At 56.7% G+C, this 22,642-nt stretch carries 17 protein-coding genes; 11 read left to right on the plus strand and 6 right to left on the minus strand.

Annotated elements, in window-relative coordinates; all coding sequences use genetic code 11:
• The first annotated feature begins 55 nt into the window (after positions 1-55).
• Complete coding sequence (locus FY156_19535) at positions 56-859, plus strand: ATP-binding cassette domain-containing protein (protein UXS03744.1); 804 nt, start codon at positions 56-58, stop codon at positions 857-859.
• Complete coding sequence (locus FY156_19540; protein UXS03745.1) at positions 856-2,151, plus strand: NtaA/DmoA family FMN-dependent monooxygenase; 1,296 nt, start codon at positions 856-858, stop codon at positions 2,149-2,151. The genes FY156_19535 and FY156_19540 overlap by 4 nt, the downstream gene beginning before the upstream one ends.
• Positions 2,152-2,153: 2 nt before the next feature.
• On the opposite strand, the gene FY156_19545 is transcribed toward FY156_19540, so the two are convergent.
• On the minus strand, positions 2,154-2,969 hold the full coding sequence (locus tag FY156_19545) for an IclR family transcriptional regulator (GenBank protein ID UXS03746.1): 816 nt from the start codon (positions 2,967-2,969) through the stop codon (positions 2,154-2,156).
• A 229-nt stretch (positions 2,970-3,198) separates the two neighbouring features.
• On the opposite strand from FY156_19545, the gene FY156_19550 reads away from it, so the two are divergent.
• A complete protein-coding gene (locus FY156_19550; protein UXS03747.1) occupies positions 3,199-5,295 on the plus strand; it encodes a TonB-dependent receptor in 2,097 nt (698 codons plus the stop codon).
• Positions 5,296-5,384: 89 nt separating this feature from the next.
• Here the strand turns inward: FY156_19550 and FY156_19555 are convergent, their stop codons facing one another.
• Positions 5,385-6,125, minus strand: coding sequence for a hypothetical protein (locus tag FY156_19555; GenBank protein ID UXS03748.1), 741 nt, complete (start codon positions 6,123-6,125; stop codon positions 5,385-5,387).
• 238 nt (positions 6,126-6,363) lie between these two features.
• Here FY156_19555 and FY156_19560 point away from each other — a divergent pair, with 238 nt between their 5' ends.
• On the plus strand, positions 6,364-7,077 hold the full coding sequence (locus tag FY156_19560; GenBank protein ID UXS03749.1) for a FadR family transcriptional regulator: 714 nt from the start codon (positions 6,364-6,366) through the stop codon (positions 7,075-7,077).
• Here FY156_19560 and FY156_19565 read toward each other — a convergent pair.
• Entirely contained in the window at positions 7,049-8,473 is a 1,425-nt protein-coding gene (locus FY156_19565; protein ID UXS03750.1) for an aspartate ammonia-lyase, read from the minus strand. The genes FY156_19560 and FY156_19565 overlap by 29 nt on opposite strands.
• A gap of 211 nt (positions 8,474-8,684) precedes the next feature.
• Here FY156_19565 and FY156_19570 point away from each other — a divergent pair, with 211 nt between their 5' ends.
• From FY156_19570 to fhuB, 7 genes are all read left to right on the plus strand, one after another.
• Entirely contained in the window at positions 8,685-10,187 is a 1,503-nt protein-coding gene (locus FY156_19570; protein ID UXS03751.1) for an amino acid permease, read from the plus strand.
• Positions 10,188-10,210: 23 nt separating this feature from the next.
• Positions 10,211-11,119: an asparaginase gene (locus FY156_19575; GenBank protein ID UXS05155.1), complete on the plus strand. Its 909-nt coding sequence runs from the start codon at positions 10,211-10,213 to the stop codon at positions 11,117-11,119.
• Between the two features lie 176 nt (positions 11,120-11,295).
• A complete protein-coding gene (locus tag FY156_19580) occupies positions 11,296-11,808 on the plus strand; it encodes an RNA polymerase sigma factor (protein UXS03752.1) in 513 nt (170 codons plus the stop codon).
• A gap of 103 nt (positions 11,809-11,911) precedes the next feature.
• Positions 11,912-12,895 (plus strand): DUF4880 domain-containing protein, encoded by a 984-nt coding sequence (locus FY156_19585; protein ID UXS03753.1) that lies wholly within the window; start codon positions 11,912-11,914, stop codon positions 12,893-12,895.
• Between the two features lie 116 nt (positions 12,896-13,011).
• A complete protein-coding gene (locus tag FY156_19590) occupies positions 13,012-15,453 on the plus strand; it encodes a TonB-dependent siderophore receptor (protein ID UXS03754.1) in 2,442 nt (813 codons plus the stop codon).
• A gap of 134 nt (positions 15,454-15,587) precedes the next feature.
• Positions 15,588-16,352: an ABC transporter substrate-binding protein gene (locus FY156_19595; GenBank protein ID UXS03755.1), complete on the plus strand. Its 765-nt coding sequence runs from the start codon at positions 15,588-15,590 to the stop codon at positions 16,350-16,352.
• Entirely contained in the window at positions 16,345-18,327 is a 1,983-nt protein-coding gene (gene fhuB, locus FY156_19600) for a Fe(3+)-hydroxamate ABC transporter permease FhuB (protein ID UXS03756.1), read from the plus strand. The genes FY156_19595 and fhuB overlap by 8 nt, the downstream gene beginning before the upstream one ends.
• Before the next feature lie 34 nt (positions 18,328-18,361).
• Here the strand turns inward: fhuB and FY156_19605 are convergent, their stop codons facing one another.
• The 3 genes from FY156_19605 to FY156_19615 are packed head-to-tail and all read right to left on the minus strand — an operon-like array spanning position 18,362 to position 22,492.
• A complete protein-coding gene (locus tag FY156_19605) occupies positions 18,362-19,432 on the minus strand; it encodes an iron ABC transporter permease (protein ID UXS03757.1) in 1,071 nt (356 codons plus the stop codon).
• Positions 19,422-21,836: an ABC transporter permease gene (locus FY156_19610; protein ID UXS03758.1), complete on the minus strand. Its 2,415-nt coding sequence runs from the start codon at positions 21,834-21,836 to the stop codon at positions 19,422-19,424. The genes FY156_19605 and FY156_19610 overlap by 11 nt, the downstream gene beginning before the upstream one ends.
• Positions 21,833-22,492, minus strand: a complete 660-nt coding sequence (locus FY156_19615) for an ABC transporter ATP-binding protein (protein UXS03759.1) — start codon at positions 22,490-22,492, stop codon at positions 21,833-21,835. The genes FY156_19610 and FY156_19615 overlap by 4 nt, the downstream gene beginning before the upstream one ends.
• Positions 22,493-22,642: the final 150 nt, after the last annotated feature.

Below are 22,642 nucleotides of genomic sequence, written 5' to 3' on the forward strand. Positions count from 1 at the left end.
CGTTCCGCAATGCAATACGCCAGTGGACCACGGTCCACAGTCAGGGAACGAACGAATGGCGCGACTTCGAACACAGTCGGTGACGTTGCGATACGATAAACGAACCGTATCCACAGACCTCTCCGTAAGCATCCCCGACGGCGGTTTCACGGTTATCGTCGGTGCCAACGCTTGCGGGAAATCGACCTTGTTACGCGGCTTGTCCCGACTTCTGAGGCCTGCGTCAGGAGAGATAATTCTCGACGGAAAAACCATTGAAACCTACACAAGCCGCGAACTCGCGCGGCAACTTGGCCTGCTCCCCCAAAGTGCAACGGCGCCGGTCGGCATTACCGTTGCGGAACTGGTTGGTCGCGGGCGTTTTCCACACCAGTCGTTTCTCAGACAATGGTCGACCGCAGATCAGCTCGCGGTCGAAAATGCCATGCAGGCGACTGGCGTCAGCCAGTTGGCCAACGTTTTGCTGGAAGAGCTTTCAGGCGGCCAGCGCCAGCGTGTCTGGATCGCTATGGTCCTGGCACAGGACACATCCATCCTACTGCTCGACGAACCCACCACGTTTCTCGACATAGCCTTCCAGATCGAGGTTCTCGATCTCTTGGCCGAACTCAACATCAAAGGCCGGACGATCGTCGCCGTGTTGCATGATCTGAACCATGCCTGCCGTTACGCCACACACCTGATCGCCATGCGTGATGGCCGCATCATCGCCGAAGGCCGCCCTGCGGATATCGTCTCCGCAGACCTCGTCGAAGATGTCTACGGGCTATCATCGATGATCATCACCGATCCCTATTCCAACACACCCATGATCGTCCCAAAGGGACGGCTCCAGATGCTCAGGAAAGACGCGCCATGAACCAGTCCAAACTTCATATCGGATTTTGCCTGGCGCCGCTTTGGCTTCAGGTTCCATCTACCGAGGCCGACAAGACTGGAATACCACCGGACCCGATTGATTTTGCGACGTCTCTTGCCAAGCGGGCGGAAGCTGCAAAGCTCGATTTCGTTTTTCAGGTCGATTACGTCGGCATTCTCAAACGCGCACGCAAAGCCAGTGGTCTAGCCCCGGTCGGCCTCGAGCCTACGGTCCTCTTTGCTGCGATTGCCCGGTCCACGACACATATCGGGATGGTGACGACAGCATCGACCACGTTCAATCTTCCCTATGTCGTGGCGCGCCAGATGCAATCCCTGAACTGGATCAGCAATGGGCGTATCGGCTGGAATATCGTCACATCGATCGAGGGAGCCGAAAATTTTGGCGACGAGCCAATGCCTCCGGCTGAAACCCGCTACCGAAAAGCTGCAGAATTTACCCATGTCGTCCGCCGCCTGTGGCAAAGCAATCCAGGCAACATGCCCGGTAAAGAGCCTCAATCTATCGAACATCAAGGTGAGTTCTTCAGTATCAAGGGACCACTCAATGTTCCCTGCCATGCATCGGGCGAACCTCTGCTTTTCCAGGCCGGCGCCTCAGACATCGGCCGCGACTTTTCCGCGTCGATCGCCAATGGAACATTTGCGGCGACACCGGACATGACGGCAGCGATCGACCTCAGGAGCGATCTGCGTAGACGCGCTCGCGCTCATGGGCGGAAAGCGGAAGACATCAAGGTATTGCCCGGTCTCCACTTCTTCCTGGCAAAGACACGCGAAGAAGCCGTTGCCTTGCACGAGAAAGCCCACGCCCATCTCGGCGAAGACTACCGTCGGCAATCGGTCAAGGCTGTCCTCGGCCTCGATCTCGCCGATATGCCGCTCGATGCAAAGGTGACCGCTGCAATGTTGCCGTCAATCGACCAGCCTGTGCGCAGCCGCACCCATGCCGATCTTTTGCGCCGCTTCATCGAGCGAGAGGAACCGTCAGTCGCACACATCTTGAAACGTCCGGAAGTCGTCGGCTCCGCCCATTGGGTGTCGGTCGGCACACCGCAGGACGTTGCCGAGGAAATTGCCGAATGGCACGACGCGGGAGCCTTGGACGGCTTCATCGCCTTGCCCGGAGGCTCTCCCGCATCGCTTGCATTGTTTTTTGACGAACTGGTGCCGCTCCTGCAACAACGCGGACTTTTCCGCACTGAGTACAAAGGTGCAACGTTACGCGACCACCTCGGCGCATCGACAGAAAATGACCTTGTCGAGCTTTAGCATCAAGACCTGACCGGCAAGCCTGAATCCGATGTCGCCAGCCGGCCAGCCTCCAGCAACGCCGCAAAATGCCCCTCGGATCGCGCCGTTTTCACAAAGGAGACGGTGGTAACAACACAGGCAATTTCGCCGTGGGCATTGAAAACCGGCACGGCCTTTCCCGTCAACGCGTTGAAAAGATGCTCATCGAGTTCGGCGCCGCCCTTTTTGCGGATGTCCGAAAACTGCTCCTCGTCCGGGCGTGCGCCCCGAAAGGCGTCCGGTTGGAGTTTGCGCACCGCATCGATGCGATCTGCCGGAAGATAGGCCTGAAACACCAGACCGCAGGCCGTGTTATCAAGGGGAAGAACGTCTCCCAGCGAGACTGTGCTGATGGCAAAGCTGGAGCTGCGATACCACTGAACAATCGTCGGGCCGCGATCGGTCCAGATTGCTACGCCACAACTGGCGCCAATCGTTGCCGCAAGCGTTTTCATATGACGTGCCGCGACTTCCACCGGGCTTATGCGCCGCAGTGCACTGATACCGAGGCTCAGAGCTGCCGGACCGAGATCGTAGGCGCCTGTGACCTGATCCTGGGCGACCAGCCCCTCTTTTACAAGGCTCTGCATGTAGCGATGCGCGGTTGAGCGTCCGCTTTTGGCGCGCCGCGCCAGTTCGCCGAGTGCGAGAGCTGATTCGGACTGAGCCAGAATGGTCAGGAATCGCGCTGCGATCGAAACAGACTGAATGACACCAGATCGTTTGTCCGCTTCGCCGCCGTCTTCATTGCCTATACCGTCGTTCAAAACCCAATCTCTCCCACTGCATCTCGGCATCCCCGCGCCATTTCATATTGGCCCGACCTGAGCATTACGTCGCTGTCATGCCAGAATCCCGACGTTTGCGGCAATGCTCTTTTCTTACCCGTTCTCCTGCCTGTTGCCAATTTGGCACAAGAGCCCCATCACACAACAATGTTCACATTATGGAATGCATTCCCTATTGCGGAATATCATTGCACGAGTTACCGAACATGAGTTTTCAACTCCAGTTTTGAGATCTTTTATGACATCGCGCCCCATCCTTCGTTTTTCGAGCAGCGTCAGCATCCTGACACTCGCACTCCTGACCGCCTCACCCGCACGATCGCAGGACGCGACGAACCAGAACGAGGACGCCACAGTTCTGAAACCGATCATCATCACCGGGGAAAAGGTGGCACGTGATCTGAAGAGCACAGCCTCCTCAGTTGCGATCAAATCAGCGCGAGAAATCGAGAAGGAGAAGACAGGAAACGCGACCGTTTCGGAGGTTATTGCGGACACCGCCAACGTGGTCTTCCCCGACAATGTCAGTGCCCCGATCATTCGCGGACAGGACACACAGGGACCGAACACCGGTGCTACGGCCTTCTTCGCCGGCACTGTTCCGCGCGCAACAATCAATGTCGACGGCCACTATCTCGGCTACAATGAATTCATTTACGGTGCGACATCCGCGTGGGATGTCGAAAGCATCGAAGTCTTCCGCGGGCCACAGACGACATCGCAAGGCGCCAATGCGATCGCGGGCGCGATCGTCGTCAACACCAAGGACCCGACGTTCACGCCAGAAGGTGCCTACCAGGCCGAATTGGGCAGCTACCACACCAAGCGCGCATCGCTCGCACTCTCTGGTCCCATCGTTGGCGAGGACCTGGCTGCCCGTATCGCGATTGATTACTCGGGGCGCGATACGTTCATCGACTACATCAATTCCGGATTTGCCAGCAAAGGCACAGATCAGGATTTCATGGAATTCAACGCTCGACTGAAGTTCCTTTGGGAGCCTTCCGAGATCCCGGGTCTCAGCACCAAGCTCACGCTTTCGCACAGCAACGCCAACCGCCCCAGCCAGGAAGCGGCATCGGTCCCATTCGATGCGCTGAACCACACGACAACAACAATGCCGAGCTGGCGACAGCGAACCGACACAGCAATCTTGGACATCAGCTACGATTTTGAGAATGGTGTGAAGGTATTTAACCAGACGCAATTCACGGATTCGAATGCCAAGCGGCGGGTCGGCGTGGTGAATAATGGCGACGCAGATGTCGATCAGACCAATGTGTCGGAAGAAGTCCGCGTCACATTCGGCGAACAGGATGACACGCTCAGCGGTGTGGTCGGCATCTTCTATAACCACACACAGGCCGATGAGGCGCTCTACCTCGCCTATAATGGCAAGACGACATCGACCTTCGATGACCAGAAGGACAATCTTGGTCTTTTCACCGAAATGACCTATCGCCTAAGCGATCAGTGGTCCTTGACAGGTGGCCTGCGTTACCAGCGCGACCAAATTCAACGAAGCGGCACCTCTGTCTATGCGGCAAACCCCGTCGATTTCGATACGACCTTCTCCGCAGTCCTGCCAAAAGCATCGATTGCCTACGCCGTCACGGACGACTGGACCGTTGGTGCTCTCGTCAGCCGCGGATACAATCCCGGTGGTGTTTCCCTCAACATCTCCGCGCAGAAATGGATGGAGTTCAAAGAGGAGAAGCTCTGGAACTACGAGCTCTTTACCCGTGCGAACCTCCTCGACGACCGGCTGACGCTCACTGGCAATCTGTTCTACATGGACATGAAAAACGCCCAATATAACATTCCTGTCCAGGTGACTTCGACGCTGACCCAGTCTTACACGATCAACGCAGAGGAGGCGCACGCCTACGGTCTGGAGATTGGTGGCGACTATCGGGTTCTCGATAATCTGACATTCAAGGCGAACGCCGGTCTGCTCAAGACCGAAATCGAAAGAATGTCCAGCAACACGACTTACGAAGGCAATGAATTCGCCAAATCACCGGGCTATATGGTCAGCTTCGGCGCGAGCTGGGATGTGACTGAAAAATTCAACGTATCAGGTCAGGTTCGCCATCTTGATGGCTATTATTCCGACATTGGAAACACAAAAGCCTACGTGATCGAGCCCTACACAATTGCCGATGTCCGTGCGAGCTATCAGTTCCGTGAGGGGCTCAAAGTCTATGGCTACGTCAAGAATGTCTTCGACGAACGCGCGCCGACATACATGCAGCAGAACCGCGGCATCGGCGGACTGGAGGCAAGCATGACCGCGCCACGCATGTTCGGTATCGGCGTCAAAGGTTCGTTCTAATTTGCAACTTCAAGGCCGGCCGCTTGGTTGCAAGCCGGCCTTGAGTTTGAATTTCACCGGCCGGCGATGGTTCGGCTGTTTCCTGACTATCACCCGTCGATAAGATGGCCGTCGAGAATGTCGATGCCGAAGAGCGTTCCCGCAAACATCAGGAACAGCACGATCGTCTGCTTGCCCAGCGAGCCTCTCAGGAACCGGAAGGCAACTTCCGTATAGATCGCCTGCGCAAGGCGCTTTTTATAGGTCGTGTTCAGCCGCGGAAACCATGCCCGGACAGGAAGAAACGTCTTGTCGCCAATACCGTCGATCAACACGAGCGTATTGCTTTTTTCATCCAGCACAATGTTCTTCAAATGGACGTCGGCGGCGACGACGCCGCTTTTTACGAACCAGTCCAAAAACTCGTTGAGTGCTGCGTCAGTCTTCGCATCGTAACGACCGGTCTCCAGCGTCTGGTCCAGCGTCATCGCCAATGATCCGTTTTTTTGGGTGACTGGCTGCACGACAAGGCCCGTCCCCTTGTCGGTCTGCACCAAGCCGGCGAAGCGTTGAAGATGGCGCGCCGTCCGCATGCCCTCCCTCGAAGCCCTTTCGTATTCATGTAATTCGCGTCGCAAGGGGATCATGGTTTTGTAAAACCGGCGCAGCGCCGCCAACAGTTTCACCCGTTGAAAATACCGCCGGGGCGGTGGTTCCTTGGCCTGGACTTTGACAATGAGATCCGTACCCGGAAGCGCATAAAGTTCGCGTGACATGCCTTTGGCGATTGGCTTGTCAGCGAGCTTCACCGAAGACGCCAACATTCCTTGTCCACCCACGATTATCGACATGATCACCTCCACCCATCACAAAACTTTCACATTCCGTATACGGCAGGTTGTACTGCAGAAAAAGCCCGCGAACGACGATACAGTCGGGAGACCGGCAACCAATCACGCCTTCGTTACCTCCGTAACATGCGCTCGCATGCAGTTCTCCTGCGGTTTGGCTGTTGGTATCATCGGCAAAACCATATCCTGCAACATGCCGGGAATTGACAACAAGACAACCATCGGACACGTTGACAGTATGAGTGCATTGACTGATTGGTTGTCAGAAAGTAGCCCGATCAGTCGCAAAAATGCGGCTGAAGCGGTATTCGAAGAGCTGCGTTCTGCGATAATTTCCGGCCGTATCGAAGTTGGCAGGCGCCTGCCATCTGAGGCTCATCTCGCGTCGAAATACGGTGTCAGCCGTCCGGTTATTCGTGAAGCCCTTCGTTCACTTCAGACGCTGGGAATGACACAGACGCGGACAGGAAGCGGCACGTTCGTGACGACCGCCACGCCATCAAGCGATCTGAGTTATAGTGGTTATTCTGCACGAGATCTGATCGAAGCGCGCCCATTCATCGAGGTTCCTGCCGCTGGCTGGGCCGCCTTGCGCCGCACGAAACAGCAATCCATGCGCCTCCTAAAACTCTGCGATGATATGGAGAAGGAAGAAGACCCCCTTCGCTGGGTCAGGCTCGATTCCGATTTCCATATGCTCCTGGCAGAAGCGTCCGGCAATGCCGTGTTCGCCAAGATTGTCATGGATTCACGCGATGCACTCATGCAGCAGTCCGAACTGGTCAACCTGATGGCCAGTCGCCGTGTGGCATCCAACCTCGAACATCGACAGATTGCAACAGCGGTCGATGCTGGCTCGCAAGACGACGCCTCGCGAGCCATGGAGCTTCACCTCGGTCAGGTGAAGCTGGCAGTCACCGAGATTATCGGCGCAGTTCAGCCGGATCGCTGACCGGTTTTTGGACATTCGCCAGAACTTCCGGACGCAGCGCTTTATCCAGCTGTTCGGCAGTCAGGTGCCCCCGTTCAAGCACTACCTCGACAATGGTTCGGCCGGTCTCCAGCGCTTCTCGTGCAACCTGGGTCGCCGCATAATAGCCGATCAGCGGGTTGAGTGCGGTCGCCAGACCGAGCGATTGCTCCAGGCGCAGAGCCATGATACCCGGATTGGCCGTGATGCCATCGACACAACGCTCTGCAAGAATACGGCAGGCCGCCTCAAGATGGGCGATACTGTCACTAAGTGAGCGTACGATCACCGGCTCAAAGGCGTTGAGCTGCAACTGGCCGGCTTCGGCGGCCATGGTGATGGTGATATCATTGCCAATGACCGAAAAAGCGACCTGATTGACAACCTCCGGGATCACCGGATTGACCTTGCCCGGCATGATGCTTGAACCCGCCTGCATGGCCGGAAGATTGATCTCTCCGATACCGGCGCGCGGTCCCGAGGACAACAAGCGCAGATCGTTACAGGTCTTCGACAACTTGACCGCAACTCGCTTTAAAACCCCTGACAGATGCACGAATGCGCCAGGGTCCTGTGTAGCCTCGATCAGGTCGACAGCAGTCGTCAGCGGCCGTCCGGTCAGCCGCGAAAGGTGTTTGCACGCCAGTGCAGCATATCCCACAGGAGCATTGAGACCGGTACCGATCGCCGTCGCGCCAAGGTTGATTTCATGCAGCAAGGTCGCAGATTCAAGCAATCGCGCGCGGTCTTCTCCAAGCATAACCGCAAAGACGCGGAATTCCTGGCCGAGCGTCATCGGAACAGCGTCCTGCAATTGGGTACGTCCAACCTTCAGGATTGGATCGAACTCCCTTGCCTTGCGCTCGAATGCTCTCTGCAAAAACTCCATCGAGACGGCCAGTGTGTCGATAGCTTCGATCGTCCCGACGTTTATGGCGGTCGGATAGGCGTCATTCGTCGACTGGCTGAGATTGACGTGATCATTAGGATGCAGGTGCGCGTAGTCACCCTTTGCATGGCCCAAGAGTTCGAGAGCGCGGTTGGCAATAACCTCATTGGCATTCATGTTCGTGGACGTGCCGGCGCCACCCTGGATCACATCGACAACGAACTGATCGTGCAAGGCCCCCGCCCTGATCTCCCTGCAGGCTGCAACGATAGCATCGCGCCGCTTTCCATCGAGGAAGCCGAGTTCGAAATTCGTTTCGGCTGCAGCTTCCTTGACGTAGGCCAGGCCACGGATAACGTGCGGGTACTTACTGATCGTAATGCCGGTGACGGGGAAGTTGTCGACGGCCCTCGCCGTATGGACGCCCCAATAGGCATCCACCGGGATTTCTTTCGGGCCGAGAAGATCTTTTTCAATGCGCATCGCCATCTCTGGCATCCTCCACAATTAATAACCTGTCATGCTGTAAGACAGATTTTGACACATAAGCTTGCCTCGGTGAAATGGTCAAATGAATTTCATCGAACTTGACGAAAGCCCAATCATGGTTTTAAGAAGGCGAAATCTGTATTACAGCATTACAGGATTCCGCGACGACATACGCGAATGAACGAAATCATCGCTCGCCTTCTGGCAAGATATGAGAGCTCTAGGGAGGAGCGTTTCAGTGAATACATCAACACAGATCAAGGCTGAAAAAGGCATCGAGTTTGCCGAAGACCAGGGCTATCAAAAAGCCCTCAAACCGCGTCAGATCCAGATGATCGCCATTGGTGGTGCAATCGGCACCGGGCTTTTCCTCGGAGCTGGCGGAAGACTTGCGGCAGCCGGACCTGCCCTCATCTTCGTTTACGCACTTTGCGGTTTCTTTGCGTTTCTGGTTCTGCGCGCGCTCGGCGAACTGATCATGCACCGCCCGACTTCGGGCTCTTTCGTTTCCTACGCCCGCGAATTCTACGGCGAGAAGATGGCTTTCGCCGTCGGCTGGATGTACTGGCTGAACTGGGCGATGACGGCGGTCGCTGACGTGACCGCGGTCGCGCTCTACATGAATTTCTTCAAACAGTACGTGCCCTTCCTGGTGGGCATCGACCAATGGGTTTTCGCCTTTGTCGCTCTGGTCGTCGTATTGGCGATGAACCTGCTTTCGGTCAAGGTCTTCGGCGAACTTGAGTTCTGGTTCAGCCTGATCAAGGTTCTGGCGCTCGTCACCTTCCTGATCGTCGGCGTCTATTTCGTCATCTTCGGCACCCCGATCGAGGGCCACGTCACCGGCTTCAGTCTGATCAGCGACAATGGCGGCTTCCTGCCGAACGGCATATTACCGGCATTCGTGATTATTCAGGGTGTGATATTTGCCTATGCCTCGATCGAATTGATCGGCACCACTGCGGGCGAAACTGAAGACCCCCGCAAGATCATGCCGCGCGCCATCCGCACCGTCGTTGTTCGCCTGCTGGTTTTTTATGTCGGTTCGGTCGTTCTGCTTTCTCTGCTTCTGCCCTACAGCGCTTACAAGGCTGGTGAGAGCCCGTTTGTAACCTTCTTCGGCGCTATCGGCATCGAAGGTGCCGACATCATCATGAACCTTGTTGTGCTCACGGCCGTTCTGTCGTCGTTAAATGCCGGCCTCTACTCCACGGGACGCATTCTTCATTCGATGGCGATATCGGGCTCCGCTCCGGCCGCACTTGCAAAGATGAACAAGGCCGGTGTCCCCTATGGTGGGATCGCGGTCACGGCAGCGGTCACGGCAATTGGTATCGTTCTGAACGCGATCGTGCCAGCCATGGCGTTCGAGATCGCCCTCAATCTGGCGGCACTCGGTATCATTAGCGCCTGGGCAGTGATCGTACTTTGCCAACTGAAACTCTGGAGCCTTGCACGTCAGGGCAAGATGAAGCGGCCGGATTTCGCGATGTTCGGCGCCCCCTACACCGGTATCATCACGCTCATCTTCCTGTTCAGTGTGTTGGTACTGATGGCACTGGACTATCCAGTCGGCAGTTGGACGATTGGTTCCCTGATCATCATCGTACCGGCCCTGATCATTGGCTGGTTTCTCGCCCGTGACCGCATTGCGGCCATCGCTGCCGAAACAGCCGCCAAGCAAGCGGCGGCCGATGATCGGATCGCTTCGTGATCGGCTCTTTGAACAAACCACTGGTGGCGGTCATCGCCACCGGTGGAACCATCGCCAGCAAGCGTAACGCCAACGGCTCCAGCGAACCCTGCCTCGACGGCGACAGCCTTGTCGGCTTGCTTCCCCAATCCAGCGTCGACTTGAGAGCCATCGATCTGATGGCAAAAGATTCAGCAAGCCTCACATTGGCCGACATGCAGTCGATCAGCAATGCGGTGGGAAAACTGCTGGCCGACGACACAGTCGATGGTGTCGTTGTCCTTCATGGCACGGATGCGATGGAAGAAAGCGCCATGCTGGTGCAACTGCAAAATCGCCTGACGAAACCGGTCATCTTCACCGGCGCACAGCACACTGCCGATCATCACCAGGCAGACGGACCGGCCAATCTTGCTGCAGCGATTGCTGCTGCAACTGACCGCAAGAATGCCGGGCGCGGTGTTCTGGTCTGCTTCGGTGGACGCACATCCCCTGCCTGGGGCCTCTACAAGCATTCCGCCGATGAGATCGACGCATTCCGTCAATCGACCGGGCAGGACAACCCGCCAGGTCTTTATTCCGGAGATGTCGGTGCGCTCCGCATCGATATCATTGCGATCTATCCCGGCTGCGACGGCGCTCTTATCGATGCGAGCCTCGACGCTGGCGCCCAAGGCATCGTGCTTGCCGCGCTTGGTTCCGGCAATGCCAATCCCTCGATTGTAGAAGCTGTTCAGCGCAGCTCAGCACGCAATGTGCCATTGGTGGTTTCCAGCCGCGTGCCGCAGGGCAAGCTGACCCCATCCTACGGCGGTGGCGGTGGTGGGCACGATCTTAGCCTGGCAGGCGCCACGCACTCGTCCAACCTTCGTCCAGGGCAAGCAAGAATTCTGCTGGCAGCCCTGATAGCGGGAGGTGCTACAGAGCACTCGATCAAGGACGCATTCGCGTAAACGACAACAAAATCTGAACCGGCCTGGTCCGAGCGGTCAAACTGGTGCAGGAATATCACGCAAACATAAGAAGAGTAATTCTGTCATATTAAATGGCCTGCCTTGGCTGGATTGGCTTTGATAGCTGTCCTACGACACGCTTCACGATCAGTTCTCAACCGGCAGACCCGAGCAATATGACAATCGACCTCGTCAGATTACTGGAATCTTTTGTCCGCTTGCGACCGCAACTGATATCCTTTTCAAGACAACGCCGCATGGATCAGGGTCTGGCGGAAGACCTCGCTCAAGATACCTGGATAAAGCTCCAGACCTCCAATCAGCCTGCTGGCGTTGACAATCCATTGGGATTCATTCGCAAGACAGCCCAAAACACGACAATCGACTATCTGCGCAAGGAACGTCGGCGTAGAAACATAGACGCTGAGATCGAAGAGATCCTTTCAGAACCGTGCGATCACGTTTCTCCTGAGAGACTTCTTATGGGGCGGCAGACACTGAAGGCCGTGACCGATGCACTTGACCAGATGCCGGACAGAACACGGCGAATCTTCCTGATGAGCCGGGTCGAAGGCCTCACACATAAGCGGATTGCAGAAATCGAAGCGATCACGGAAGAGGCCGTGTATTATCATGTCAGACGCGCATTGGAACGCCTTGCCGTTCTGCGCAACACGCTTGAGCGATAGCTGCCAGTTTTCCGGTGTGATAGTAGCGCGCCCTAACGGGTTGTGTGATAACGGCATTGCCATGCATCGTTGGCCTGCTGCGGTAATAGTGGTTTCCATTTGAATGACGGACAATGACATCAACAGATCTGAACGCCACCGCGCTGAGTCCGACGCGCGTGACTGGCTTGTCCGCCTGAGTTCCGGGACACTGAGTGAAACCGAGCTGGAGCGGTTCAAGGCCTGGCGTGATCACCGACCAGAAAACAGAGCCGCGTTTGACCGCGAGAGGCATTTCTGGAAGCAAATGGATCTCTTGGATGGGGCTGCCGATATCCCTCAGCTCCCAACAACCCCATCCATGACCCGGCGGGCGATGATTGGCGGAGGTGCTGCGGCTATGGCAGCATCCGTTGCTGTCCTGACAGCGCCCACGATCAACACATGGTGGAAAGCTGACTACATCGTACCGGCCGGAGGACAACAGGAACTGCCTTTGCCCGATGGAACGGTCATCGCACTCAATTCCGGAAGTGCGATAAAGATAGATTATCGCCACAACCTTCGTCTCGTTCACCTGTTGCGTGGGGATGCAGAATTTGGTGTCGCGCGCGATCCCAGCGGAAGCCGGTTCCGGGTTGCCGCGTCGAACGGCATCACCGATGTTGAAGAAGGCCAGATCTCGATCAACATGGTACGCGACACGACAACCGTCGCGGTCGTAAGCGGCTATGCCCTCGTTGCCAGTCCCGTCTCCCCAGATGTCGTTGATATTGCCGGATCGATGTTTGTCGACCTCAAGGCCGCGCAGCAAACACGTTACGCCTCGGGGATGGCACCTGACCGACCATCCACCGCCGATATGGAAATGGTGCTTGCCTGGCGGCAAGGAAAGATCATTTTCGAAGGCAGGCCCTTTGCAACCGCCATCGACGAGATTGCCCGTTATGTTTACGAGCCCGTCCTTTTAGGGCCGGGGATCGACAGATCGGTCCAGGTCAGCGGTGTTTTCTCGACAAACGACCCGGTGGCGGCTCTACGCTCGGTCGCCCGTACTCAGGACCTCTCGGTTCGCCGTATTCCTGGTGTGGCAATCATGATCTCGTGATTATTTTCAGAAAAATCAGAACCTCTCTTTAGGTAAAACCTTCGCTCACGCGTCAACAATCTAGGCGGGCCAGAAAGCGGCCTGCTCTGATGAGATTTATGCGTAGGGGCGATGAAATGAGCGGGACTATTGGTAGCGATAAGATAGGCGGAAGAGGCAAAATGCTTCGGGTGCTGATGGCGGGTGTCGCGATCGGAATTGTCGGAACCAGCACAGCTTGGACCACGAGGCCAGCCTTAGCTCAATCAGTACAAGTGGTTGATTTCAACATTCCCGCAACGTCGATGAACCTCGCACTTCGCCGATTTTCAGCACAGTCCGGGCTGCAGATCGCTTATGAAACGTCGATTGCGGCGAACACGAAGGCACCGGCTATAGAAGGACGGCTGACGCCGCAGGATGCTCTTTCCAAGCTTCTGGCAAATTCTGGCCTGCGCTATGCGTTCAGTGGCGGTAACGCCGTGACGATATTGAGCGCTGCATCTCCTTCCTTGGGAACCCGCCAGACGGGAACGACAACCCTCGGACAGATTGTTGTCGACGGGACAGGCGGTGCCTTTAGCCCTCTTGAGGGGTATCGTGCCAGCAGTTCCTCATCCGGGACGAAAAGCGATACTCCCATCGTCGAGACACCCCAATCCATCAGTGTGGTGACGGCAGACCAGATTGCCAATCAAAAGGCCACATCACTGGCCGACACGTTGAGCTATACTCCCGGGATAACAACGCAATCTGGCGGTTTTAGCCGGATGGTCGACGATTTCATGATCCGTGGCTTCAACACTGCAAGCGGCAACACCGGTAATCTGCGCGACGGGATGAAGTTCCAGTCCAACGTGTATGACGGCGGCCAGGAGCCATACGGCCTTGAGCGTGTCGAAGTGATGCGCGGCGCGTCATCCGTTCTCTATGGACAGGTCGCACCAGGTGGTATCGTCAACGCCATTTCGAAACGCCCAACTGCGACACCACTGCGCGAAGTGAATGTTGAATACGGCAGTTACAACAAGAAGCAGGTATCGGGTGATTTTGGCGGGCCTATCGATAATGAAGGCGTACTCAGCTATCGCCTGACAGGCCTTTACCGTGACGCAGACAACTGGGTCGACAAGACCGATGACGACAAGGTTTACATCGCGCCCGCGCTTACCTGGCGGCCAGATGACGCTACGTCACTGACGGTACTCGGCAGCTACCAACACGTCGACACGCGTTTTGCACCGCCATACCTGCTGTCTGACATCACATCCGGTTGGCTTGATCGCGACACATTCACCGGAATAGACAGCTTCGACACCTACAAGTCGGACATTTACACAATTGGCGGCGAATTCGAGCACGAGTTCGAAAATGGCCTCAAACTTCGCAACGCAGCTCGCTATTTCAAGGCGGATATTCAGTGGGATTACATGATGCCCAATCTGGCGCCGATCAGCGCGAGTGGGATCATGACGCGATTGGCTTCGGCTCGCGCTGAAACGTCCTACGGCGTAACGTCGGATAACTCGCTTGAATACGAGTTCGATGCCCTTGGTGCTCAACATACCCTGCTGGGTGGGTTTGACTATTATCGCCGGTCCTACGACAGCCACCGCTATCGTGGTGCAAGCTACAGCACGCTCAACCTCTCGAGCGGTGTTAGCACCGGTAGACCAAACGTCAGCTACGCGGTTGACCGTGGCTCCGACAGCATTGGCGACCAGTACGGAATCTACCTTCAGGACCAGATCAAATTTGATGATCACTGGGTGCTCTTGTTGGGAGGTCGCCACGATTGGGCGGATTCATCCACCCGAAGCTATCAGAACGGCTCGATCGTAGAGCAAAGCGACAGCGCCTTCACCGGCAGAGCAGGGCTTGTCTACCTGTTCGACAACGGCCTGGCCCCTTATGTCAGCGTCAGCCAGTCTTTCCTTCCTCAGGTTGGGTCAGACTACATCACCGGCAATGCTCTCAAGCCGAATGAAGGTTTGCAATACGAGGCGGGCGTCCGATATCAGCCAGTCGGTACCAATCTGCAGTTCAGTGCTGCGGTCTACGATCTGAAACAGGAAAATGTCGTCTCGTACACGGCCGGTGGCCTCGCTTATCAGCAGGGAGAAATCCACTCTCGCGGATTGGAACTCGAAGCGCGTGGAGATATTGGCAACTGGGGCATCGTCGCGGCTTACACCTTCACGGATGCGGAGATTACTCAAAGCGCCAAGCCTGCCGAGATCGGGCAGCAGGTAGCTCTTGTTCCACGCCACAGTGTTTCCCTCTGGGCAGATTACGGACTTGATGACCTGGGACTTGAAGGCGTGCGTGTGGGCGGCGGGATGCGTTATGTCGGGGAAACCAATCTGACGGACAACGTCGCCAATGTTCCCGGTTACGTCATGTTCGACGCGATGGCGACCTTTGACCTTGGAAAGTTGAACGCAGATCTCGATGGACTTGATCTGAAGCTCAATGCCCGCAATCTGTTCAATAAAAAATATTATACCTGCGTTTCGACGGACGGATGCCGTTTTGGCGAACCGCTGACTGTGTCAGCAACTCTTTCCTACAAATGGTAGGGGCATTAGAGATCCGCAGACGAGATTTCCTGAGGGCTGCATCTGCGGCCCTCGGGTGTTTGTCATTACCGTCACACTCTTTTGCACAGGATAAGGGGGACCGTTTTGTCAGTCTGGACCTGCTGATTACCGAATTGCTGCTGACAATCGGCGCCGTGCCCGTCGCAACATCGAATATCCCGCTTTATCAGCGCCTTGTAGCAAACCCGTCGATGCCTGACAGTGTCTCGGACCTCGGCCCACTCAATGAACCGAACCTGGAATACCTCCAGCGCTTGTCGCCATCGCGCATTTTCGTCGCCGATTGGCAGGCAGCAGGCCTTGAAACAGCGACGCGCATCGCTCCAGTGACCCCTATCCCCGTTTTCGCAGGCAAAACCCCTGCCATCGCCCACTGCGAGGCTCTGATCGCCAAGCTCGCAGACATGACGGGGCACGCCTTCGCAGCCCGAAGCGCCGTAGCCGCTATGCGGTCTGAAATTGACGAAACCCGCGCTCGGCTGAAGTCATTTTCCAGGCCCGTTTACGTCTGCCGGTTCAACCGAGACGGCCGAAATATCGCACTGTTTGGTGGTAACGGCTTGTTGGGCGACATGCTGAAACAACTGGGCCTGCGCAATGCCTTTAGCGGTCGGGTCAACGCCGCCGGTGTGACCAACGCGCCCCTTATTCGCCTGGCGGACGAGCCGGACGCTGTCATCATCCATTTTGACCGAGGACAGGAGACGGACATTGCCTTGCAGAGATTAGAGGCCGGGGCTCTCTGGCACGTCCTGCCGGCTGTAAAAAACGGCCGGGTCATCCGAATGCCCGTCATTTATCCGAACGGCGGCATACGTTCCGCAGAGCGATTTGCAAACCAGCTCGGACAAAAACTGGGAACGATCACGGATGGCTGATTTCGTGGCCCGGCAGCAAGATCGCCGTATGTCGCTGATCTTGCACACTCTTCTCTTGGCTGGCCTTGCCCTATTCGCATTCAATCTGCAACGCGCAGGCTGGCCAGACGTATCTCCATTCCCCCATCTGCCGACGAACGAATTGAAATCCGTTCAATTGCTTTACGGCACAGTCCCTCGTTTCATTGTTGCCTTGGCAGGTGGATGTCTTCTAGGCCTAGCCACCGCGCTGATGCAGCAGGGCCTACGCAACCCGCTCGCCGAACCGGGAACAGTCGGCCTTCTGGCAGCATCGCGGTTTGCTGTCGCCCTCAGTCTGATCTGGCTGCCTACCATCATAACGAGCTTTGTGATGCCGGCCCTCGTCGGGGCGCTCGTGGGATTGGCTGTCGTTCTTGCTCTTTCCTATCGCGGATCTTTTTCGCCGCTCTTTCTGATCCTGAACGGATTGATCCTGGGCCTTCTGCTCGAGGCTTTCACCTCCATTCTGATACTCACACATTTCGATGAACTCGGCGATCTGCTTCTCTGGCAAGCCGGTTCTTTGGTACAGGACAACTGGAACACCGCATCCACTTTGACAATAATATTAGCTGCTGTCGTTGGTGGCATCGCAGTTCTACGAAGGCCATTGTCACTTCTTGATCTGGACGACGCTTCGGCGGGCAACCTTGGAGTTTCGCCAAGAATTGTAAGGTTTGTTGCGGTGGCACTCTCGGCCACCATCGCTGCAATCGTCACTTCGCAGCTTGGCGTTCTGGCGTTCGTTGGTCTTGGTGGATCGGCACTCGCCAGCCTCTCAGGTGCACGCCGATTTTCGCAACGGGCGGTTTTCAGCGCACTTCTGTCGGCCGCACTTCTGCTGTTAACTGATCAGACCCTGCAGGTTCTGGAGACGGTTATCGCCATTCCGGCCGGGACAGCAACAGCGCTCCTCGCTGCTCCCCTTATTCTGCTTCTACTCCGCAAGGTTCGCTCGCCCGTGACTATGGGAGAAACACGCGACCCTCATATTCGTGAGAGAACTGGGCGGCTGTGGTTCATTTTCTGCCTTGCAATATCATGCCTTACAGTCGCTATTATTGGCAGCCTCACCATTGGAAGAACGCCGGATGGGTTCTTCATTGCGACAAACGCCGAACTGAGCGAGTTGCTGCCTTGGCGTTGGCCGCGTGTGATGGCAACCGGCGCGGCCGGGGGCATGATTGCGATGGCTGGATGTCTCATGCAGCGGATGACCGGCAACAGCCTCGCCAGCCCAGAACTTCTCGGGGTGTCTTCTGGTGCCGCACTCATCATGCTGCCGGTGATCTTTCTTTTACCGCCACTGACCCGGCCTCAGACAATGGTCATCGCTGCTGGCGGCTCGCTGTTGTTTCTTGTCATCGCACTCAGACTTGCCAAACGATCCGCCTACGCCCCAGAGAGACTTCTTCTTTCCGGTCTCGCGGTCACAGCTCTCAGCGGCTCACTTTTGTCTATGGTCGCCTATTTTGGTGACATCCGGCTCACTCGACTGGTGGGGTGGCTTTCGGGATCGGCCTATTCCGTAACGCCATGCGATGCGTTCATGACGCTGATATCGTTTGTCGGGATTTTAGGAATCCTTCCTTTCGTTCGACGCTGGCTTACAATGCTGCCTCTTGGCGAGACGACGGCAACGTCCCTGGGCGTCAATACCAGCGCTGCGCGCCTGACGATCATCATCGTGACTGCACTTCTAACAGGTGTAGCAACAGTCATCATTGGACCGATCAGCTTCATCGGACTGATGGTTCCTCATCTCGTCAGACTTCTCGGCATTCACAAACCGATTGGACATATCTACGGTTGCGCAATATTTGGCTCCGTTTTGATGATCTTTTCAGACTGGATCGGCCGGATCGTTGCATTTCCATGGGATGTGCCTGCGGGGATCGTGGCGAGCGTGATCGGGGGGCTGGCTTACGGCATCACGATCAGGACCCGCCGGTAACCATTCAGGTTAGGACGCGTGCGGATCTTTCTGGTCAGTAGCCCGTCATCTCAAGGTACCCCTGTCCGGAAACACTACCCTGAAACTGGATGGGCCCCTCCCAGTATGGCGTGGTCGTACTCATCCAGGATTTGTCGTTCAGGGCTTTCGTTGTGATGTCGAACCCTCGACTAGGTATTCTGACGCGCCACTCGACCGGGATCTGCTTGCCGTTGACATCTGCGGACCTAAGCGGATCGAACGAAATATCCTCAGACGGAATTGGCGACACTTTTCCGTCGGCTGAAATCCAGTTTGCCGACGTGTAACCTGCGCCGCTGTCGCGCAGCCGGAAGGCCATGACCTTTTCGCCTGTTGCAAGGTGCAATGAAAACCAGTCCCAGCCTGTCTGATCTGCCGCAAGCGGCTGAGACGACCATTCCCTATCCAGCCATGCCTCACCTTTGACATCGACAGATCGCCCATCGAGCACAACAGTTCCGCTGACCTCGTAGAAGGGCTGCGAATAATAATAGCTCGCCTGTCCAGCCAGCGATTTCACGGAATAGCCGCGATCTCCCTGAAGGACCAGCGGCCCCTTTGCCTTGAGCTCGAAACGATACTCGAAATCCTGCCCAGTTGCGCTGAGTGTGATTTGATCGAGCTGATCGCTGCCCGCACCCGTGGCCATCATATTCCAGTCGTCGATCCATGCCTCGAAAGGTGCAACGACAACGCCTGCCTGCCCTACGCCACCCCGCCCCAACCGTTCCGCAACGTGGTGGCGGCTGGCTGTCGTGACCGCCGCATGACCGATCCATATTTGCGGATCTGACCATCCTGGCCTTTCACCTGAAGCTAGGCCCGATCGAAACAAAGTCCATTGCGCGCCAAGCCTCTCTCCAGCGACGGTCTCGAGATTGGCTGTCAGGTACCACCACTCGATCCTGTAGTCGGAATGAGGTCCATGATCACGCGGGAACGTGAGCTGGACACCGCGCTGCGGAACTGAAAAGCCCTCGGCATTCGAACCCAGACCCGCAAAGCCCTGTGCAAATGTCATGACCGGGAAAAACGCCAGCACGGCGAATGCGACCAACGCCAAGAACTTCGATCTAACGCTCATTGGCAAACACCCTTAAAAGATCCGCCGGATCGGTTGTTGCCAATCGGCGTACGGGCAGCAGCACGGACAGGATGGCGGCGACCAGAGCGATCATGCCGAGCCACAACCAGTCCATCGGAAACAGGATCAACGGCAGACGCCAGCCGAACGCCTCGACATTGACGACGGACAGCAGCACCCAGGCAAGAGCAAGCCCCACCGGGACGGCGGCAACAAACGTGGCAAACCACAGGGCAAGCGTCCGGGCGACCTCAAGAAAAGCCAGGTCGCGACGTCTAAGCCCCATCGCCCAGACTGGGGCAAGCTGTGGCAGCCGGAGAGATGACAAGGTCAAAAGGCTCGAAAACATCGCAAAGCCTGCAACCGCGAGGGTGAGGACATTGAGAGCGCCTGTCACGGCAAAGGTCTGCTCGAAGATTGCGGTCGATTGCCGCTTCAGGGAAACCTGATCAACGATATTGGCCTCGGGCAGACCGAAGTCCGCAACCAGACGGCGTCTGAATTCCGCGACGGTCTCCGGCGCCATTCGCAAACCATAGCGCAACTTCGCAACGGTGGGGTAATGACGTACGAGAGCATCCAATCCCACCATCACCTGACCGTTTGGGTTGCCGTAATCGGAAAAGACCCCCACCACCTTTGTACGCCAACCTCCGGGAAGCTCGATCTCCTGTCCAAGTATCGCCCTGCCAGCGCGCCAGAGTTGCTCATTTACCAGTGCGCCTTTTCCATCGGCGACATCATCCCAGGCATCTGGCAGACTGACAATGATCGGCCAGTTGTCGCGATAGGTCGGATCATCGGCGACACCTGCTATCTGCATATGGCGGCCGGCAACGTCTGCCTCAATACTCCAAATGGGAAGAACCGCACTGACATGGCTCGGAAGCCATTGCCTGAGGCGCGCAGCCTCGCGCTCATCACGCGCAGTCACATACACTTCCGCAGCAAGCCGCTGATCAAGCCAACCGAGAAACGTCTGGCGAAAACTCGAGACCATCGTTCCAACTCCAATGTTGGCAGAGAGTGCAAGCAAGAGAGCCATTAACGCCAGTGACAGGCCTGGAAGCTGCTGGCGGGTGTCAGCCCAGAACCATTCGACCAGTACAGACCGTGACATCCGCTGGGCAATACCCATGCAGAATGCCAGGCCAGCTGGCAGGATCAGAGCCGCACCCAGAAGAAGGCTGCCAAGGATTACAAAGCCCAAGTAGAGACCGTGCCCGACAAGAGCCAATACCGCCGATACGAGCAGGAGCATCAAGCCGCTCACCGCTTGAATCGTGAGGCTCCGTGTCGAAGCCCTTGCCCAGGCTCTTTGCTGCGCAGACGCCAGGATTGGCATCGACCAGACCCGCCACAAGCTCTGAACGGAAGAAAGTGCCGTGCCGAAAAGCGCCATTGCCAGCCCGGCCGCCCACCATTCCGGTCTCAAGGACAAGGCACCCGGAACACTCGCGCCATAAAGCCCGCGTAACGTAGCAGAAACACCCGGCAGCAATGCCGAGGCGACAAAATAGCCGATGATCACACCGATCAGACCGGACAGAAGCGCAAAAGCCGCGATCTCGAGAACCAGCATGGCCGTCAGCGCACGGAGAGAAACGCCGGCCGACCGGAGCGTACGGAACGTGCCGCGCCGCTGTTCGAAAGACAGTCCCGTCGCCGAATAGACGATGAAGAGACCGACAACAAAAGCCAGAAAGCCGAATGCGGTCAGATTGAGATGAAAACTGTCAGTCAGACTGGAGACGTCGGGGCGTTCGCCTGCGGCACGTATCGACAGTTCCGGTGCGAGCGTTTCGAGCGAGGTGAGACCAGGTCTTTGTATCGGTGCAACAACAATCCTGCTTAACGCACCGCCCCGGTTGAGCAGTCGATCGGCAACACCGATGTCGACGAAGGCCGCGTCGTCGGGAAGATCCGTGGCTGTCTTAATGGACAGACCACCGACATCTTTGAGTCGGTTGGCGGTTGCGGCGGAAACGATCAGTTGCCCCGGCTCTCCGACGAAGGCAACGAGATCAGAGGTGCCGGTGACACGAAAACCACCTCCTCCTCCACTTGCCGGCATACTCAGCGGATCGATACCGATCAGCCGGATACGAACCTGCCCGAACCTACGATCACCATCGATAACAGGCGAAACGTTCCAGCCAGCTCTTCTAAGCCTTGAATAGACGCCTGTCGGGATACCTCTGCCGTCCCTGTCCACCAGTTGAACAAAGTCATTCTGTTCCAGAACCGATGCTGCCCGCCCATAACTTGCCCGCGCCTCAGCGTTGATCGCCTGCACCCCGGACCAGAGCGCCGTCGCCAGTGCCACACCAAGAATTAGCGTTACGAACTGAAGGGGCCGATAGCGCCAATGCGAAAGGAGCGCCCGGAAGGCGGGCCAACTCATGCCACCACCTTTCCGCCATGCAGCAGGACGCGGCGATCGAGCTTGTCGGCCACGCGGCTCGAATGTGTAACAAGAAGAAGCGCCATTCCAGCGTTCTTGGTGAGGTCAAGCATGACGTCGATAACGATATCAGCCGTCACTTCGTCAAGATTACCGGTCGGTTCGTCAGCGAGTACCAGCGCAGGTCTTGCCGCGAGTGTGCGGGCAATCGCGACCCGCTGTTGCTGACCACCGGAAAGCTGTTCCGGATAACGTTTCAGGAACGGGTCAATGCCGAGCGCCTGAACCAGTTCACGTTCCCAGGCGGGATCAAAACGACCGGCAAGCTTGGCATGGAAAGAGACATTCGCGGCAACGTTGAGGCTTGGGATCAGATTGAATTGCTGGAAGACGACGCCGACATCAACGCGGCGATAATTGGCACGGCCGGTATCATCCAAGTGGGCGATCTCACGCCCATTCACAACAATCGTGCCGCCATCGGGTTTGTCGAGGCCTCCGACAAGATGGAGCAAAGTGCTTTTGCCACTGCCGGACTCGCCGGTCAGTGCAAGGCTTTCGGCCGAATTCAGGCGAAGATCAACACCACGCAATATCTGCGTCGGACCTTCCGCCGTTAAATAGGATTTGGTGATATCGGTCAGTATCAGGGTCATGGATGTCCCGGTCGCAAGCCATGTGTGTTTCGCCTGACTTTATCGGGAACTACACTCACTCGGCAATAAAGCCGTTTCGCTCACGCCAAACGCTCTATACCTGATAGAAAACCACGAGGCGCTTACGCGGCCTCGTGGTTGCCGTGATGA

Source organism: Agrobacterium tumefaciens (assembly GCA_025559845.1).
Taxonomy (GTDB): domain Bacteria; phylum Pseudomonadota; class Alphaproteobacteria; order Rhizobiales; family Rhizobiaceae; genus Agrobacterium.